This is a genomic window from Nitrosomonas sp. ANs5, assembly GCF_050584665.1.
GTDB lineage: Bacteria > Pseudomonadota > Gammaproteobacteria > Burkholderiales > Nitrosomonadaceae > Nitrosomonas.
On the sequence record NZ_JBEUDO010000014.1, the window covers coordinates 1 to 17,668 of the forward strand.

General features: G+C 53.3%; 15 protein-coding genes and 3 tRNA genes. 3 read left to right on the forward strand and 15 right to left on the reverse strand.

Translation table 11 applies throughout. The annotated features are described in order from the left end of the window. The first annotated feature begins 137 nt into the window (after window positions 1–137). Window positions 138–1,580, forward strand: a complete 1,443-nt coding sequence (gene pyk / locus ABTW62_RS05125; RefSeq protein WP_430903510.1) for a pyruvate kinase — start codon at window positions 138–140, stop codon at window positions 1,578–1,580. A 222-nt stretch (window positions 1,581–1,802) separates the two neighbouring features. Here pyk and ABTW62_RS05130 read toward each other — a convergent pair. From ABTW62_RS05130 to ABTW62_RS05185, 12 genes are all read right to left on the reverse strand, one after another. Further along, window positions 1,803–1,891: transfer RNA gene (locus ABTW62_RS05130), tRNA-Leu, on the reverse strand. Between the two features lie 20 nt (window positions 1,892–1,911). Then, a tRNA-Cys gene (locus ABTW62_RS05135) sits at window positions 1,912–1,985 on the reverse strand. Between the two features lie 96 nt (window positions 1,986–2,081). Next, window positions 2,082–2,156: transfer RNA gene (locus ABTW62_RS05140), tRNA-Gly, on the reverse strand. Between the two features lie 249 nt (window positions 2,157–2,405). Then, a complete protein-coding gene (locus ABTW62_RS05145; protein WP_430903511.1) occupies window positions 2,406–4,040 on the reverse strand; it encodes a hypothetical protein in 1,635 nt (544 codons plus the stop codon). 260 nt (window positions 4,041–4,300) lie between these two features. After that, window positions 4,301–4,738, reverse strand: coding sequence for a hypothetical protein (locus ABTW62_RS05150; protein WP_430903512.1), 438 nt, complete (start codon window positions 4,736–4,738; stop codon window positions 4,301–4,303). Window positions 4,739–4,759: 21 nt separating this feature from the next. Then, window positions 4,760–7,885: a TonB-dependent receptor domain-containing protein gene (locus ABTW62_RS05155; protein ID WP_430903513.1), complete on the reverse strand. Its 3,126-nt coding sequence runs from the start codon at window positions 7,883–7,885 to the stop codon at window positions 4,760–4,762. A gap of 83 nt (window positions 7,886–7,968) precedes the next feature. Beyond that, window positions 7,969–9,162 carry a tetratricopeptide repeat protein gene (locus ABTW62_RS05160; RefSeq protein ID WP_430903514.1) on the reverse strand — a complete coding sequence of 398 codons (1,194 nt, stop codon included), beginning with the start codon at window positions 9,160–9,162 and terminating at the stop codon, window positions 7,969–7,971. A 5-nt stretch (window positions 9,163–9,167) separates the two neighbouring features. Beyond that, a complete protein-coding gene (locus ABTW62_RS05165; RefSeq protein ID WP_430903515.1) occupies window positions 9,168–9,818 on the reverse strand; it encodes a TonB family protein in 651 nt (216 codons plus the stop codon). A gap of 12 nt (window positions 9,819–9,830) precedes the next feature. Continuing rightward, window positions 9,831–10,235 carry an ExbD/TolR family protein gene (locus tag ABTW62_RS05170; protein WP_430903516.1) on the reverse strand — a complete coding sequence of 135 codons (405 nt, stop codon included), beginning with the start codon at window positions 10,233–10,235 and terminating at the stop codon, window positions 9,831–9,833. A gap of 184 nt (window positions 10,236–10,419) precedes the next feature. Further along, window positions 10,420–11,016 (reverse strand): MotA/TolQ/ExbB proton channel family protein, encoded by a 597-nt coding sequence (locus ABTW62_RS05175; protein WP_430903517.1) that lies wholly within the window; start codon window positions 11,014–11,016, stop codon window positions 10,420–10,422. 61 nt (window positions 11,017–11,077) lie between these two features. After that, the gene (locus ABTW62_RS05180) at window positions 11,078–12,607 is read right to left on the reverse strand and encodes a MotA/TolQ/ExbB proton channel family protein (protein ID WP_430903518.1); all 1,530 of its coding nucleotides are present in this window, start codon (window positions 12,605–12,607) and stop codon (window positions 11,078–11,080) included. A gap of 1 nt (window position 12,608) precedes the next feature. Next, window positions 12,609–13,370: a DUF3450 family protein gene (locus ABTW62_RS05185; protein WP_430903520.1), complete on the reverse strand. Its 762-nt coding sequence runs from the start codon at window positions 13,368–13,370 to the stop codon at window positions 12,609–12,611. Between the two features lie 513 nt (window positions 13,371–13,883). Here ABTW62_RS05185 and ABTW62_RS05190 point away from each other — a divergent pair. Further along, a complete protein-coding gene (locus ABTW62_RS05190; protein WP_430903521.1) occupies window positions 13,884–14,285 on the forward strand; it encodes an FKBP-type peptidyl-prolyl cis-trans isomerase in 402 nt (133 codons plus the stop codon). A gap of 176 nt (window positions 14,286–14,461) precedes the next feature. Here the strand turns inward: ABTW62_RS05190 and rsgA are convergent, their stop codons facing one another. The 3 genes from rsgA to ABTW62_RS05205 are packed head-to-tail and all read right to left on the reverse strand — an operon-like array spanning window position 14,462 to window position 16,973. Further along, window positions 14,462–15,373, reverse strand: coding sequence for a ribosome small subunit-dependent GTPase A (gene rsgA / locus ABTW62_RS05195; RefSeq protein ID WP_430903522.1), 912 nt, complete (start codon window positions 15,371–15,373; stop codon window positions 14,462–14,464). Further along, window positions 15,370–15,708 (reverse strand): 4a-hydroxytetrahydrobiopterin dehydratase, encoded by a 339-nt coding sequence (locus ABTW62_RS05200; protein ID WP_430903523.1) that lies wholly within the window; start codon window positions 15,706–15,708, stop codon window positions 15,370–15,372. The genes rsgA and ABTW62_RS05200 overlap by 4 nt, the downstream gene beginning before the upstream one ends. Continuing rightward, window positions 15,705–16,973 carry a M48 family metallopeptidase gene (locus ABTW62_RS05205; protein ID WP_430903524.1) on the reverse strand — a complete coding sequence of 423 codons (1,269 nt, stop codon included), beginning with the start codon at window positions 16,971–16,973 and terminating at the stop codon, window positions 15,705–15,707. The genes ABTW62_RS05200 and ABTW62_RS05205 overlap by 4 nt, the downstream gene beginning before the upstream one ends. 143 nt (window positions 16,974–17,116) lie before the next feature. On the opposite strand from ABTW62_RS05205, the gene orn reads away from it, so the two are divergent. Continuing rightward, window positions 17,117–17,662 carry an oligoribonuclease gene (orn, locus tag ABTW62_RS05210; protein ID WP_430903525.1) on the forward strand — a complete coding sequence of 182 codons (546 nt, stop codon included), beginning with the start codon at window positions 17,117–17,119 and terminating at the stop codon, window positions 17,660–17,662. Window positions 17,663–17,668: the final 6 nt, after the last annotated feature.

The window sequence follows — 17,668 nt, forward strand, 5'->3', positions numbered from 1 at the left end:
GCTAAACGAAGTGGCCTTGACATAGGATGCAGTATAAACTTATTTTTCTTTATTATCGACCTGGCCCTGTTGTTGGGGTGTAACCTGGAGGCATCCTTCTTTGCATTGCGCAGAAGCAACGTTTCAGAAGGACGAAAATGGCTTTACCAAAAAATAAAACCAAGATCGTCTGCACCATCGGGCCGGCTTCGGAATCCCCGCAGGTGATGGAGCAGATGTTGCTGGCTGGAATGAATGTGGCACGACTCAACTTTTCCCACGGGGATTTTGAGAGTCACAAGAGGGCCATTGACAACCTGCGTGCCGCATCCCGTGCCACGAACCGCCAGCTGGCCATCATGGCGGACCTGAGCGGCCCCAAGATGCGCATTGGGAAGCTCAGAAAAGAGCCCGTGGAACTTGAGGCCGGAGAAATTTTCACTCTCACCACCAGAGAGATTCTCGGGGATGTGACAGGTGCGTCGGTCAATTTTTCACGCCTTCCCAATGCCGTCAAACCAGGTGATGCCCTGTACTTGAACGATGGTTTTATCCAACTGGAGGTTTTGCAGGTTGCTCAGGAAAATGTGCGCTGCAAAGTGGTTGTGGGAGGCGAGTTGCGTTCCCGTAAAGGTCTGAATCTCCCTGGCATCGATTTGGGGATCACGGCGTTCACGGACTGGGACAAGGAATGCCTCCGCTTTGCCTTGGAGCAGGGTGTGGATGCTGTGAGCCAATCCTTTGTGGAGTCGGGGAAGGACATCGCACAAGTCCGCGAGGCGGCCACGAATATGGGACACAACCCCTTCATCATCGCCAAAATCGAACGAAGCCGGGCCCTGGATCAAATAGAAAGCATTTTGTACGAAGCGGATGGGATCATGATTGCCCGAGGGGATCTGGGGGTGGAAATACCGATCGAACAAATGGCTGTCGCGCAGAAGCGCTTGATGCGGCAGGCCAACATCCTTGGGAAGCCCGTGATAACCGCGACCCAGATGCTCGAATCCATGACAACCTTCCGAAGGCCCACCAGGGCCGAATCGACGGACGTGGCCAATGCAATTCTGGACGGCACCGACTGCGTGATGCTCTCCGGAGAGTCCGCCATGGGGAAGTATCCGGTGGATGCCGTGGCGATGCTCGTGAAAATCGCTGCGGCCATCGAACCCCAGCAAAATCAAATTACTGTAAAAGAGTTGTTTAAAGGGGTTGATCTGAGGGGGAAGCTTCGCCCGTTACACCTCATAGCCATCGGCGTTGAGGCAAGTCTTGCCTATGCATCCCCGGCGGCCGTATTCATTCCCACCAAAAGCGGCGCCACGGCCAGAAGCCTCGCTCGCTTCAGGCCTTCTGTGTGGATTGTCGCCGTCAGTTCCCAGGAAACAACCTGCCAGGCTCTGCAATTTTCATGGGGTATTTACCCGGTTCATGAAAGGGAGCATCCTCAAGACTGGAAAGCGTACACAAGCAAATGGCTCAGGCACCATGGAATAGAGGGGAATCTGGTGATTCTCACGGAGGGACCGTCAGCGAGGCATCCTGATGCCAACAACCGCATGGAGATCATCGAACTCGTGCAACCCGCAAGGTCCACTTAGATCCTTTGCACAATAACTTGATTGTCTTTTGTGTGAGTGAAAGAAAAAAACCATTCAAGTCTGACACCTATGATTCTTCTGGAAAGTAGCCATACTTGTGATGTAATCATGGCGCAGTGATTATAAGATAAATGCGGTATTTTGTTACACCAGTAGTATCAGCAAAAACCACTTTATTGATTGATATTGCATGATTTGTTACTGATTGAACCTTATATGGAATGGTGCCCGGGGCCGGAATCGAACCGGCACGGACTTTAAGGTCCGAGGGATTTTAAGTCCCTTGTGTCTACCAATTTCACCACCCGGGCGATTGTTGCTGATATATTTTTGGAGGCGGGGGTCGGAATCGAACCGGCGTAGACGGCTTTGCAGGCCGCTGCATGACCACTCTGCCACCCCGCCGTAATCACTGGAAAAACGTTGCTTGCTTTACAACGTTAATTAGCATGAGAAAGATGTTGTGATTTGGAAACGCCAAGAACAAATATCTGGTTTTATTGGAGCGGGAAACGAGGCTCGAACTCGCGACCCCAACCTTGGCAAGGTTGTGCTCTACCACTGAGCTATTCCCGCTCTGTCTTTCAGACTTTTGTTTCTTAACAAGCACGTGATTATAAAGAGACCATTTATTTTGTCAAGAAAATGGTTCGTCTTCGGGGTAGCGGCTGTCCAGCGGACGTTAACCATTTAGCATATAAAACGCCTCGTGCCGCAAATTCCGCTGGATCAGAAACGATAGCCATGCCTCTGGCCTGCCGCGCGCAAAGAAGCCAAGACTGCGAGGTGCAGTCTTGGCTATCACCGTCAAGGGTCGGACTGTAATTACTCTAAACCAAACGTCCAGCCTTTGGCCCAGTCATCGTTGGCATCGGCAAAAGCGCCAATATGATTGACCGGATCGAAGAATGAATCATTAGGCACCGGCGCACCGCCTGTCAGTAATGGCGAGCCTGCTGCCGGCAGGTAGCCATTCAGCTGCGGGTCACCGGCGACATTGCCCGGCTGCGAATTGAACCAATCACTGACCAGGAAAGGCTCGGTCGGACGATCGTTGAAATTGACATCACAATTGACATAGCTGTTTTCCATCGTCAGGCTGCCGCTCAGATTGCCCGGGAAACCGGCATGGTCAAATGTTGCGGTGTTGTCGAGGGTAATACAGGAGCGCCCGAAACCGGTCACGACCGTATTGTAGATGTTGGCGGCGGTACCGCGTCTGAGCACGATGCCATGGCCATCCACACCGGAACCTGAACCGATCAAGGTAAAGTTGGACACTTTCCCCAGCGAACGCGGCAGGCTGTTGTGGTTCCGTTCATTGTTGTCAGCCTCGATGCCCGCATCGCTGCCATCTGGCAGATTGATGACCAAGACATGCTGTGCCTTGCCCACCCAGCCGATCTGCCAGTCGAAGCCATCGTCGTCATTATAGGTCGCTACCAAATGCTTCAGGTTAACTGTCCCACCAAACATCTCAAAACCATCGTCCGCACCCATATGGCATTGGGCAAAATCGATCGTAGTTCCATCACCCACACCCAGCATAGTGAAACAATTAAGCTCTTCGTCGGGACGGACTTCAAAACCGGCATAGCGAATCGAAACATATTTCACGACACCGCTGTTGTCATGTGGATTGCCGCCACCATAAGGTGTGGTCAGGGCTTCGTCTAATTGCTCACAGACGGCAACCCCCTCGGCGCAACCGTTTGCCGGTGCATTGCCGGCCAGTACCAGCCCCCCCCATTCACCTGGCAATTGCTCGTTCGGACCCGTCATGACGATAGGATGCTGTGGCGTGCCAATGGCATGGATCTTGGAATTGCGACGCACATACAGAAAATCCAGGCCGGAGCGGCCAATCAGGCGGGTGCCGGGTTCGATTGTCAGCGTAGCGCTGTTTACCCGGTCACCACCGATGAATACGCCACCACCCACGATCCATAGAGTATTGTTCGTGAGGGTAATATCTTGATTATATTCGCCTTCCAGCACACATGCATTCGGCACATTCTCGGAAGGTCTGGCAAACGCGGGACAGCCGGTGAAGGCTTGCTCATGCAGACCTTTTACCCGGAAACGAAGCGGGTTGGCATTGGGCACCACTTCCAGCACCGCATTGAACTTAGTGCCGCCAACATCGATATTGGGCAGATAGACCTGACCAAATACCGGATCGAAATGTGCACGTTCGGCACTTGGGGTTGAGATGACATTTGCATCAGTCAGCTCGAGTTCGATATCCGAACTGCCGGATGCGACCAGTCTCAATACTGCCCGGAAGGTCGGCGCATTGACATGACTTTTGCTCGAAGGCACGTCGACTGCCTCGATGATGACTGAATTGGTGGCGGGATCGTACTGGGCATTTGCAACTGCCGACGAGGTGTGAAATAAGGCCCCGCCCAGAATGGCAAGCGAGATGGCTGTTTGTTTGAACACGCGAGATTGGCTCATATCAATAGACCCTTAGTTAAAAAGAAAAATTTGGGGCTGAACTGTGGAGGGGCACAATCCAGCCTAGTTTTTCAAGTCTACTGACGCCGCTTTACAGAACCGTGACAGATTCTTGACTGTTTGATGACAATCGATAACCAACAATTTGTGAGGCAATGCATACAGCATGGAATACTCCATCGTCGGTTTTATGGTGTGCAAGCGCACCCGCGTCCGTTGGCCCGGCCATTCCCGCGAACCCGGCGGTCATGCCGTCTTCATCAAGGCCATACGGTAAATTGTCTCCAGCGCCGTTTGGGCCGGGGCTGCTGGTCGCAAACATGGGGCATCTGACTGACTGCCTGTCCGGTTTCGTCTGGCTCGGTGATCACTATGGGCAGCAAAGCGTTGATGTCTTTGCCGCATTGCCGCAGCGCTCGCAATATCGGATCGGCCAGCAACTGTTGGCTGTATAAGAGCGCCCGGCTCTGCGCCAGTTCGCGTTCGCCAGCCTTGCATAAGGCCTCGATTTCCGCATCAAAGGCCGCGCTTCGTACGGACAGCCGTTCTATCTCGGTCTGGTCGATGTCATCCAGACATTGCTGCTTGGCAAGATTCTGCTGCTTTTCCGCTTCGCTGAGCTTTGCGGGTTGGGTGCAGCCCGCAGCCGTCAGTAACGCCGATAGCGCCAGGCAAGTAAAGGTTCTGTTCTGCTGCATGTTTCGATGAAGGTTGAGAGTTTAAAAATCCAGGACGAAGCCCAATCTAAAATCGCGCCCCATACGGTAACTGCGGGCCAATTCGCTGCCCTGAGTAACTTTGATGCGGTCATCCAGCAGATTACGGATGTTGAGGGTAAGCGCCATGTTGTTGAACAATTGATGACGATAAACCAGATCAACCCGATGCATCGGCTGATCGTACTTGTCCGGCGCACCGAGCGAACCAACTTCAGAGATCCGCTTGCCAATCGTGTTATACAGCAAGGTTGCCATAATGCCCCTGTCGGGATTGTCGTAGCCAATTTGGAAATTGAAAACATAAGGTGAGTGGCCCTGCAGTGGCCGGAAATTGGTCGTTTGTGCAACCATGTTTTCAGGTTTCAATTCAATTCTGGATTTCGACCAGGTGTAATTGCTGGCGATATAGAAATGCCTGAGGTTGGGATGGATGAAATCCAGGTGTTTCATGATTTCTGCCTCCAATCCATATACTTTGGCCAGTTTCGCATTCTGTAACGTCAGCACCCCGCCCGGCCCGGGCAAGATGATCAACTCGATCGGATTGGTGATGTCTTTCCAGAATCCGCCCAGACTCATGCTTTCGTTAGCGGAGAAATAATACTCCCAGCGTACATCGTAACTGGTGATTTTCGCCTGCTCCAGATCCGGGTTGCCCAGGGTCTCGCGGTCGCTAACCGGATCGAGAAAAGGCGCGGGGGATAATTCCCGGAAATCGGGACGTGAAATCGAGCTCGAATAACCGGCCCGCAATTGCTGCTTATCAGTCATAAACCAGGTGGCCGACGCAGAAGGCAGCAAATCCTTGCGCACCAGCTTGGATTCCAGTGGATCCCGATTGGGGCTGAACAACTCGAATGTGGACACAACCTGATCGTTGTCCTCGACCCTTAAACCTCCTGTCAACCGCATTTTATCGAACAGGGTCAAATCACCTTGTCCATAATAGGAGAATAAGTCCTGAGTCGCGACGTAGTTATCGGTCGCCCGGGTCGATTCGCGCAACTGGAAACCATTCGGGCCGATAAACTCAGGGCTCAAAATCTTTTCCAGCGACCCCAATCCCAGCACATCCTGGCGCCTGGCATCCGGACCCAGCGCACCAAAACTAAAGCGGCGAATCTGGGAATCCCTGGTCCGCGATTGCTTGATGAACCCGGATTGGAGCGCAAATCGATAATCCTGGTGGAAATCAAGCGGTAACTTGACATCAAGCCGGAAGCTTTCATCGTTGTCATCCAGCTTGGAAAAATTGGCCTGATTGCTGTCAGCCCGCCGGGTAAAAAAGAATCTTCCATCACCACCTGGAATCTGGTCGAACCGGTATGATCTTTCATTGGGCGCTTTCCGCCCGGCATTCGAGCGTGTCCATAACCAGTTGGTTTCCAGGTCGGCGAGCGCTTTCCAGCGATGCATCCCCCCGATCTGGCCGACAATCAAACTATTCTCCATGTATTGCAACTGTGACCGACGGATCACGAAATTTTCCGAATCGGACCAACCCTCGGTGATGCGTGCTTCATCCTGTGTTTGCCGCAACACCAAGGTATTGGCAAAAATAGAGTGATCATCGGTATAGCCTGCTTCCAATCCCAGGTAGCCGCTTAGATTGGCTTCGCGCTCGGTAAAGTTAACTTCATTATCGACAATCAGTTCCAAATTGTTGCCAGTGGTGGGCGCATAGAAACGTTGAATCTCCCGCTGAGAATTCCATTTATCGACCCAACGCACGGAACTGGTGTAACCGAACGAGAAATCTCCCTTATGAAAGGAATCGCCAATGGCCAGATTGATGCGCGTATCGGGGCCGATAGGCTTCTTGTTGATGTCCCAGACCCCGGATAAATCATTGCCCAGTTTTTGCAGTGCTTCCTGCGTCAGGCCGGTCGGGTTGGTCGGCGCAAGCTGTGTCAGCTGCTTCCCGCCGGCGGTCGCTGCCGACAGCGATGCGGGCATTTTTCGCGTGCCGTCATCGACACCAAACATGTCAAGACCGCCACCACGATAGCGCAAACCGTTCGTAAAAGTGGTCCCCTGGTTCAACCCGAACTGATAGGTAAACTGGAAGAAAAAATCATCCGGTGGCCTTCTGGTGCGCATTTCCACGGTTCCGCCGGCAAACTCACCCGGGCGGTCGACCGAGTAGGATTTCTGGATCAGTATGCTGTCAAGCACGCTGGTCGGAAACAAATCCAGCGGCACCACCCGCCGGGTCGGATCAGGAGAAGGAATAGAGGCGCCGTTCAATAACGTGCTCGAATAGCGTTCTCCCAGCCCCCGCACATACACGAACTTGCCGCCAATCAAGGTCAAGCCAGTTGTACGCCGCAGCGCACTGGCTGCATCAGAATCACCGGAACGGCTGATCTGCTCTGCGCCCAGCACATTGGCGACCGCCGAGCTGCTACGCTGCTCTTCCACGACAGAGGCGATACTGCCCGCAATATGGGGTTCCAGCACCACAAACTCGGGCAGTTCCAGTCCGGCCGGTGCCATCGAAAAGATTTCCTTGCGGACACTGTCCTTCAGAACATTGATGCCCTCCCGCACTTGCGCACTGAAATCGGGATGCATGATGGAAATGCTGTAGTCACCGCTGGGTACCTCGATTTTGAACGATCCATCCTGCCCGCTGCGTAATTCGCCGGCAATGCCGCTGACAAATACTTGCGCTCCCGCTATCGGTTGCTTATTCTCTGCCGACAACACCACGCCTTCGATAAAGCCCTTGCCATCAACTCGCAAGCTGGCGGCAGCTGGATCGTCGGCCGGTTGGGAGGCCATACTCGACGTTGCAATATCGATAAGCGGTTGACGGCCATCGGGGAAAATCGTAACAATTACCTGGGCATTCTCTCCCGCAGTAAGGGTTAGCGCCCAACTTGCCAGCGTCCTGCCACCTTGTTGAAAATGCATTGGGTATGCGCCTGCCGGTAATTTGAGCGTTGCGAAGCCATTGCTGTCAGTCACCACTTGCAGCCCCGGGCCGGCATTGAATTCGATTTGGGATAATGGCTTGCCGTTTTCAAACAAATAAACCGAAATAATGGCATCACTGGAAGCATGAGCGATCATGGCTGTGCAGGCGGCAATGATCAGCAGCAAAAATCGGCAGTATTGGCACATGGGCGAGTCAGGTCGAATGGTCTTTGATGAAAAGAAAATTTACAAATAGCGAATGTTGTTGTCAGCTGACTGGCTTCGGATGGCTAAACGGATTCGCACTTCAGGCTGTCTGCATCGCAATCCTGCATCAATCGACGCAGCTCGATTGCGCGTTTGAATAAATCAGGTTGCTTGATTGGGTCCAGATGCCGCCGGGCTTGGTCAAAGTTGCCGATCGCGAAGGCGGCGTAGGCCAGGGCATAACGAATATTTTGATCATCGAGCAAATGTGCGCGCTGCAAGGCCGTTTCCATGCCCACGATCATTTCGTAGCGTTTGAGGCCCAACAGTATGGCCAAGCGTTGTTTGAGCTTGACGCTTTGATCCGATATGCGCTCATTCAGTGCCAGGGCTCGGTACCAACGGCCGGCGCGCCGGTATAATTCGGCCGCTTCGCTAATGAACGACGCATCGAATGCCGCCGCTTGCTCCATGATGGCTGCTGCGGTGTTGATCAGGCCCTGATCCAGATAGGTGTGTGCCAATACCTTGGCAATGACAGGATGCGCGGGATATTTCAATCGTCCACCTTCGAGGATCATGGCAGCTTCATCGAACTGGCGGCTCAGGCGAAGCGCATTGCCGATCGCGATATAGTCCTCGGGTCTGGTTGAAGATTTCCGCAAATAACCGCGTCCTAATTCCGCCCCGAGCCGGAACAATTCCAGTTCAATGGCATAGAATGCCTGCCGCCGGATAAAGCGATCATCGTCGCTGAAATAGTGATTGCCCTGTTGCAAGGCACGCCAGGCAGCGTCATATTGTTTGAGCAGCCAATGCGACTGGGCTTTCATTTCCAGCAGGACTGGATAACTCTTGATATTGTCACCCGCGCGCTCGACGGCCTGGATCGTCGCGCGGTATTCCTCCAGACCATAATGCGCCTGCGCCAGGTAAATGAAGATCACCGGTTCGGTTTGCCCCAGCTCGATCGCTTGATGAAAACTGACCTTGGCACCGGCCAAATCCTGTAGTCCCAGCTGCGCCAGACCCAGCACTGTGTAATAACGCATCAGATCGAGATCCTTCTGCTCCAGATCGATATTCTGCAACGCCCTCAAGGCACGTTCGTTATGCCCGTCCTTGACCAGCGTGGCGGCCAGAGTTAAAAAATCCGCCTCGGGCGCGGGTTGCTTGTCCGCGACGGCCGGTGCCATCCACACGAGGCAGCACAGCAGCAAGACGCCAATCAATTGCAACAATCTTTGCCAGGGGTGTTTGATCTGATTCTGCAGCATGGCGCTTACTCCAAACCGAAACGAATGCGTTGCTTGGCCCACACCTTGACAGGCGCGCCTTGATAGAGTGCCGGTGAAAATTGCCAGTGTTTGATGCCGGCGATGGCAGCATCATCAAACACCCCGGTTGGGGAGGATTCAAGCACCTGGACTTTGTCCACCGAGCCATTCAGATCGATCAAGATGGAAAGTACAACGTAACCTTCTATCCCGCGTTTCTTGGCCGACTTTGGATAGACGAAACGGCTGCGGCTTCTGGGCTGGGGCGGGGTATCAACTGAATCTTCCGTCATGACGGATGCGCCGGTCTTGCCCAGCAAGCTCTCATCGACCGCCGACATATCGCCGATCCCCAGACCCAGCAAACCCATGTCGATACCTGACAGGGACGAATCCAGGCCGGACAAGGGGGGGGCCACACGTGCCTGCCGGGGAGGTGTTTTGGGTTTGGGCCGCTCGACTTTTTTGACTGGCTGGGGCTTTTCCAGCTTGGTAATTTCCATGGCAGTACTTTTCTCCGGCGCCGCTCGCTCAAATTCGCCCAGGTAACGATTCATCAGCAACACCAGACCAAAGACCAGAATCGGTCCAAACAGCATGCCCAGCCCGCCGGAAACATATTTGCCACGGCCAATAGTCAAAAGGGATGTCGTCACCAGTCTGCTCTCCTAACCCGCCTCTTTCTGGGTTGCGACGCCCACATTCCTGGCGCCTGCCAAACGAGCCTGGTCGACAACCTCCACCAATTTGCCTGCCGGGACGCCCTCGTCAGTGACGACCAGCACGCCGGCTTCGGCAGAAGCCTTGAGCAAGTCGCGCAGCTTACTCTGTATCAGCCAGATACGAATGGGTTCTCCATCCAGATAGGTATCCCCAGCCTTGTCGATATAGAGACGGATGGCCTTGGTCGATGCAGGCGATGCGCTGGATGCATTCGGTCTTTCCAATTCCAGCTTCATATCCTTTACGAACGTGGTGGTCACCATAAAAAAGATCAACAATATGAAAACGATATCGATCAGTGGCGAAATATCCAGAGTGCCGCTCGCTTCAGTTCTTTCTCGGTATCTCATCTGTTCATCCTGGCTAATAAGGGCTCGTTAATGAATAACTTGAGCATACGCTGGGGTCGCTTTTGGCGCATACCGGCGTTGCGAGGCTTGCGAATGAAACGACCATTCGGCTTCACCTCTCGCCTTACATCTTTCCCGAATACGCAACAACGTATACCCAAGTTATTCATTAACGAGCCCTAAGTTATTTCATGTGAATTGCTGAGCAATACAGATCCTTGATTTGGGCAAGCTCGGCTTGAATGCGCCGCTGTTTGCGGTCCAGCATCGATTTGAACAACAAACCCGGCACCGCGACCACCAGACCCAGTTGCGTGGTAAACAACGCCTGGGAAATCCCGCCCGCGATGCCGCCCGACTGGGCGAACAGCGCCATGTCGGCCAACGAGTTGAATGTCTCGATCATGCCGTTGACCGTGCCGAGTAGGCCCAGCAGCGGAGCAACAATGACAACGGTATTAATGATCGGGCTGAAGCGCATGATTTCTATCTCGTAACGAATGAATTCGCTATCCAGGCAGCGCCGCAAATCCCGCACGCGGCACTTGACCAAGCCCGCTCCGACCATCGCGGCTTCCTCGACCAGGTCGTATGGGCAAGTGTTTACACCCCGCAGCCCCTGCCTGACCAGCTCACGCGGGCCGAATTTACCGCGCCGTTTCAGAATCCAGAAACGGTAGCCAAGGCAGTACCACAACAGCATGGTTACAATCAGCAAGGGCGGCATGACAAAACCACCTGCCTCAAAAAATTGCTCCAGTTCTAAAATGACGTCTAGCATGGTGATGGCCGATTTTCTTGGGCAGACTTACAGCGGAACATAAGTTGGAGAGCGCGGTATTTCAGATAGCCGAATAACCCATCGCGCCGCCAGCGAGTCCGTCATCAACGGTTTGTCTGGTGATATCCGAGCTGGCTGCAGGCGTTGCCTGCGGGACATTGCCGAGCACGAGATTGCTCGCTTTGAGCGCAGTTTCTTCCAGCTCACGCTTGATGGTTTCAGCCCAGCTGTTGAGCATGGTTGCCACGAGTACCGCCGGAATGGCAACAATCAGGCCGAGTTGCGTCGTGACCAGGGCAATGGAAATACCGCCCGATAACAATTTTGGATCGCCAGTCCCGAACTCGGTAATGATGTCGAAGGTTGAAATCATCCCCGTCACCGTTCCCAATAAACCGAGCAACGGTGAAATCGTCGCGATCACCAGGATTGTTGCGCCGAAGCGATTGAGCGGCGCAGACTCATGCAGCAGGGTTTCTGAAATGACATCTTCCAGATGATCACGCTCGGCCTTGGCATGGGTCATAATGGCAGCAAGCAAACGCGCGAAAGGCCCTGTTTGTCTCTGACAGTAATTCAAAGCTTGCTCAACCTGCTGATCGGCCAACAAGCGCAAGGTCTCGATACGGATGGCTTTAGCCCGCAGGTTTTTGCTGTACAGAATCACGGTTCGCACAACAACCAAAATCACGACCAACAGCCCCAAGGCGACGATTACCCAGCCGATCAGACCGCCGGAATCGATAATTTCCATAACCGATTTTTCGGTGGTGATATCAATCGCCCGCTCTCTTGATTCGTACAAATACATTTTCAGCAAGGGCGGGCGATTGCCATTCAGCAGGCCTTCAGCGATATCCGCTGCGGGCTCTGCCCATAGCCGGAAGCGATTGTTCCCGGCTGGCACCAGGATGCCACTGCCTTGATTGCTCACGCCATAGGCGGCAATATTCCCAATATGAATAATTTGGCCATCGGTTTCGGTCCCATCCAGCAGGAAAAACTTGTCATGGGTTTTGCGCACCACGCTCAAATCCTTCAGCAAATCATCGGCCGCGGCAAAAACCAGGCTCAGCTTGCCATCCTCCTCGCCGTCCACAAACGTCGCGTGCTTGTCCAGCGCACGCTGATATTTTTTCAAGGTGCTGTTTGCCTGGGAATAGGTCATTTCCAGCAGCTCGCTGCGTTCGTGCAGACTTTCTTCCTTGTGTTCGGCGGTCGTCAGTTGCGTCCTTAAATTGTCTTCCTGGTTGGCCTGACTCAGATTCTCCCGTTCCAGCACGCTGATACGCTGCCGCAAGGCTTGTTCTGTCTGCCCACTCCTGGTCCGGAACTCACGCAGGCGATCATTCAGTTCACGTTTCTGCTCGGCCAGAAATGCAAATTCTCTTTTGTAGGCCGCTGCCAATGTTTCCGTATCGGAAGGCGTATCGGGAGGATTCACTTGCTTGGCTGCAGGCTTTGTGCCCGGCGCAGGCGCCTCGGAAGGGCCTTGCTCAGACGGTTGCTCGATCTTGCTTTGTGCGAGGATCGAGGCTGGCAGCCAGCAGAGTATGAGATAACAGATAAATAGTTGCGTGGCGCGTATCATGTCAGGACTCGAAAGGATTAGGGAGTTCAAAATAGCCTTGGCGAATCTGCTTCTTCAGCGAATCGAATAAAGCATTGATGCGCTGCTTGGCCGCCGTATCGCTCAGTTCGACAAACTGCCAGCCACCCGGCTTTCTCTGGGCCATGCCGACCTGGTTCTCGCTGGTCTGAAAATAGATGAACATGGCGCCGAGCTTGGCTACATCCGCCAGGACATTCTTGCCATTTAGCGCAATGGTTTGGCTATATAGGCCGTTCTCTCGGGTCAAGCGGATTTCGTCCTCGATGAACGCCCAAATCCGGTTGGCGGCTCGCTTCGGATCCAGATTCCCTCTCTCCAATTGGGTTTTTAAACTGTCCAGCTCTGCCAGGCGCTCATCGGTTTTGAAAGGCAGGCCATCGGCAACCACCGCACGCAGATTCTCCAAACTCGCCGTGACAACCGGCAACAGCACTTCTTCACTGCTGAGCTTGGCTTCTTTGGCCGCCTGCAATTTCTCGAGCGCCTGCACCATTTTCTCCAGAGCGAGTTTCTGGCGACGATTTTCGATGCTCAAATCCGCCATTTGTGAACTCAATGCATCCATTCTGCTTTTATGGTCCTGCTTCTCTGTATCCAGCTGAGTTTGCAATTCCTCGACCTCGCCGCGCAGGCGGATCAGCGATTGCGCCAGATCATCGAACTTCTCCGCACTGACAGGCGTTGCTGTCAGTAATCCAAGCAGTAATAAATAAGTGCCACGAGTCGCTTGCTTAGCTAGCATTGGCTGTCCTTGTCATTCATCCCGAAAATCCCAGTGATTCATTGCGTTGAATCGCCATTCTAGTTAGCCAATATTTCAGATGAATGACAGGTTTGCTGCAGAAATATGACAAAATGATCAAAGCGGGGGCGGCAGGCCGTCCCAGGCGCAGCCATCTGTTACGATATGGTCGCAAAGCGTGGCTATATTGAAATCAACCCGAAAGCACCGGCTTGTCCAGCAGCCATTGGCCGCCTGTACCGATCAGGTCGATGGGGTGCTGGTTACGATCGGTATCGTGATCGCACGATAAAATGGTATCTTAGTCACGGCAGCCCGGCGAAGCATGCAAGGGAGAATGGGGACGACCGTGCCAGCCGCACCCGTGGACCAGTTGGTGAGGCAGGTGCGCCGTTTACTGTACAAACGATTGAACAGATTCAATCAATAATTTTATTTTTTAGCGAGAAAATTATGATCAAATCAAACATTTTATTACTTGGCTTTATATTACTGGGAGGATGCTTGTTATCCATGAACACACACGCTTACAAAGAACACATGGCTTCGCCTCATGCGGATTCTGATGTCATGGCGCTGGAAAAAATCGATGTCGAGGTCGGGACCGGCGAAGAAGCAGTTGTAGGCAAAACCGTCAATGTCCACTATACCGGCTGGCTGTATGACGCTGCGGCTGAAGACAAGAGAGGTAAGAAATTCGACAGCTCGCATGACCGGGGCAATCATTTTTCATTCCTGCTGGGTTCCGGTCGCGTCATCAAGGGGTGGGACCAGGGCGTGCAAGGCATGAAAGTCGGTGGCAAGCGCACCTTGATCATTCCACCTGCCATGGCCTATGGCGCCCAGGGTGCTGGGGGAGTGATTCCGCCCAATGCGACCCTGGTATTCGATGTCGAGCTGATCAGCCTGCACTAAGCCAGGACGATCAGGCTCTGATATTGGCTAGGAGGCTGTACCTTTTTCAGTTTGGTGCATAGCGCCTGTTGAAATTGTCTAGAGGCACATAGTTGAACAAGTAGGCGGCATGCTTCCGAGCGTGCCGCCTGCGCATTCCTACCCTACGTGCCACTTTTTCATCACCCGTCCAGCGCCTATCGTTTGATGCTGCCGCGCAGCAGTTTATGGTAGCAAGCCATGCGTCTGGCGTGGATGGTGCCCGCCTGGACCGCCTCCAACACGGCGCAACCCGGCTCCGCAAGATGACGGCAATTGCGAAATCGGCATTGCCCCAGATAAGGGCGAAATTCAACGAATCCCCATGCCAGAGATTGTTCGTTCAACTGATGCAGGCCGAATTCCTGAAAGCCGGGCGAATCGATGATATAGCTGTCAGCATCCAGTCTGAACAAACGGGCATGGGTCGTTGTATGTCGGCCACTGTCGAGCGCATCCGAAATTTCCGCGGTCGTCTGCCGCGCCTCGGGTATCAGCGCATTCAGCAGGGTAGACTTGCCCATGCCGGACTGCCCGGCGAACAGGCTGGTTTGGCCTGATAAATACGGAATCAGCGGTTCGATTGTGATTCTGGCGCTGATTTCAAGCAGGGGATAACCCAATGCCTGATACACCCCCAATGCTTGTCTGGCCGCCTGGCTCGGTTCAGTCAGATCGGCCTTGTTCAGTAGAATGAGTGGCTGGATGTCCTGACTCTCGGCCGCCATCAGGCAGCGGTCGAGCAGCTCCAGGTCGAAACTTGGAATAGCAGCGATGACAAACACCAGCTGCGTGACATTGGCTGCAATCAGCTTCTCGCGGAAAGCGTCGCTGCGATAAAAAAGGCTGGTGCGCGGCAGAATGGTTTCGATGACCCCCTGATCGGCTGCCGTGAGGAGGAACTCGACCCGGTCCCCGCATGCCACACCCGTTTTCTTTCCACGCATCACGCACGAATAAACAATGCCGGCAGAAGTTTCAACATCGTAGCGGCGCCCATAGGCAGCCGTGATCTGGCCAACCAGACGATGTGAGCTATCGCTCTTCCGGCCAGCGCACTGGGTGCTCAAATCTTGAACAACATATCAACTTTCGCCGCACAAATAAAATCGTTTTCTGACAGCCCGTTGACGGCATGCGTCATGTATTCCACCTGGCACTGGTTATAACCAACAGTCATATCGGGATGATGGTCTTCACGATGTGAGATCCAGGCGACCGCATTCACGAACGCCATGGTTTGATAATAATTCTTGAATGAAAAGATCTTGCTGATTTTTTGGTCAGCCAACTGCCAGCCCGCCAGCTGTTGCAACAACTCTGCTGCCACTTCTGCAGTTAATGGAGGCACACCGCCTTCGCAGGGCTTGCATTTCCGGTGGGTCAAATCGCAATTTTGTGTCATGTGGTCGCTCCGGTTGGTATCAGTTCTTTGAGATGCGCGACCCGGATCGCAGCCGGCGGATGCGAATCATAAAAAGCCGAGTGCAACGGATCGGGCGTGAGCGTTGCGGCATTATCCTGATAAAGCTTGACCAGCGCCCGGATCAAGTCAGCGGCCGAGGCCTGCTGTGCTGCATATTCATCCGCCTCGAATTCGTGCTTGCGTGAATATAGGCTGGTCAGAGGATGCAGCAGGAAAGTAAAGACCGGCATGACCAGGAAAAACAGCAATAATGCCATCGCGGTTGAGGGTATGGTTGCCACCTCGACGCCCAATCCATGATAAAACCACGCCTGCTGCATCAGATAACCCAGCAACCACAGAAAAACCAGGCTGGCCACAAATGATAGGACGATGCGCTTGATGACATGACGCCGTTTGAAGTGTCCGAGTTCATGCGCCAGCACCGCCTCGATCTCTGCGGGTTCCAGGCGGCTCAACAAGGTATCAAAAAAGACAATTCGCTTGGTTTTGCCAAAGCCGGTAAAATAGGCATTGCCATGGCTGCTGCGGCGTGAACCGTCCATGACGAACAACCCGCTGGATTCAAAGCCGCATTTCTTGAGCAGCGTTTCAATGCGTGCCTTGAGCGACTCATTCTCCAAGGGAGAAAATTTGTTGAACAACGGTGCAATCCAGTTAGGATACACCGCCAGCAGAAACAGATTCAAGACAACCCAGATCAGCCAGGTATAAAGCCACCAGCTTTCCCCCGCCTGCTCCATCAACCACAAGACACAGAACAACAAGGGCACACCCAACGACAGTCCGAGCGTATACTGTTTGAGCAGATCCGAGAAGAACATGCCGGGCGTCATTTTATTGAAGCCATATTGCTGTTCAATCACGAAAGCACGGTAATAACTGAAAGGAATTTCTACCAGGCTTAACAACGCAATGGTGCTGAAAATGAGCGCCATGCCATGCCAAAGCGGGTGTATGAGCCAGCCGGACCAGAAACTGGATAGCCATGTCAGCCCACCACCCAGAGTGAGCGCCAGCAGCAACACGGCATGCAACAACACGCTGGGATAGCCCAAACGAACCTTGGCGCAGGTATAGTCGGCCGCCTTCTGGTGTGCCGACAGATCAATCTGGCTTGCGAAAGCGTCCGGTACCCGGTCCCGATGCGCCATGACATGGCGCATGTGCCTGGTCGCCAGCCACAACTGCGTTAAGGTAGTCAGTAACAAAGCGGCGATAAAAATATATGTAAAGGTTTGCATAGGCTTGGAAGTCGATGATTTGAAAGAAGTGATCGGAAATTATTTTTTCATTAACACCGTATTCCATGGCATACAGCATCAAACCATGACGGGTATATAACAATATGACACAATCCAATTTTTAAAATTCATGATTATTGATTATGGCACAAGATAGCAACAACCTCATCTGGATAGATATGGAAATGACCGGATTAAGTCCGGATACCGATCGCATCATCGAAGTCGCGCTGGTGATCACGGATGCCCAACTCAATGTACTGGCTGAAGCGCCGGTACTGGTCGTCTCCCAGCCAGACAGCGTCCTGGACGGCATGGATAAATGGAATCAATCCACGCATTCCAAATCTGGCCTGATTGACAAGGTCAAGACATCCACTCTATCAGAATCCGAGGTGGAAGCGCAGATGCTGGCCTTCTTGCAACAGTATGTGCCAGCTGGCGTCTCGCCCATGTGCGGCAATTCGATTTGTCAGGACCGGCGTTTCCTGGCGCGCTCGATGCCGCAATTGGAGGCTTATTTTCATTACCGCAATCTGGATGTCAGCACGCTCAAAGAGCTTGCAAAACGCTGGAAACCGGAAATCATGGCCGGCTTCAACAAGGAAGGCAAACACGAAGCGTTGGCGGACATTTATGATTCACTGGAAGAACTCAAGTACTACCGCACGCATATGTTCGCGCTTTGAATGTGC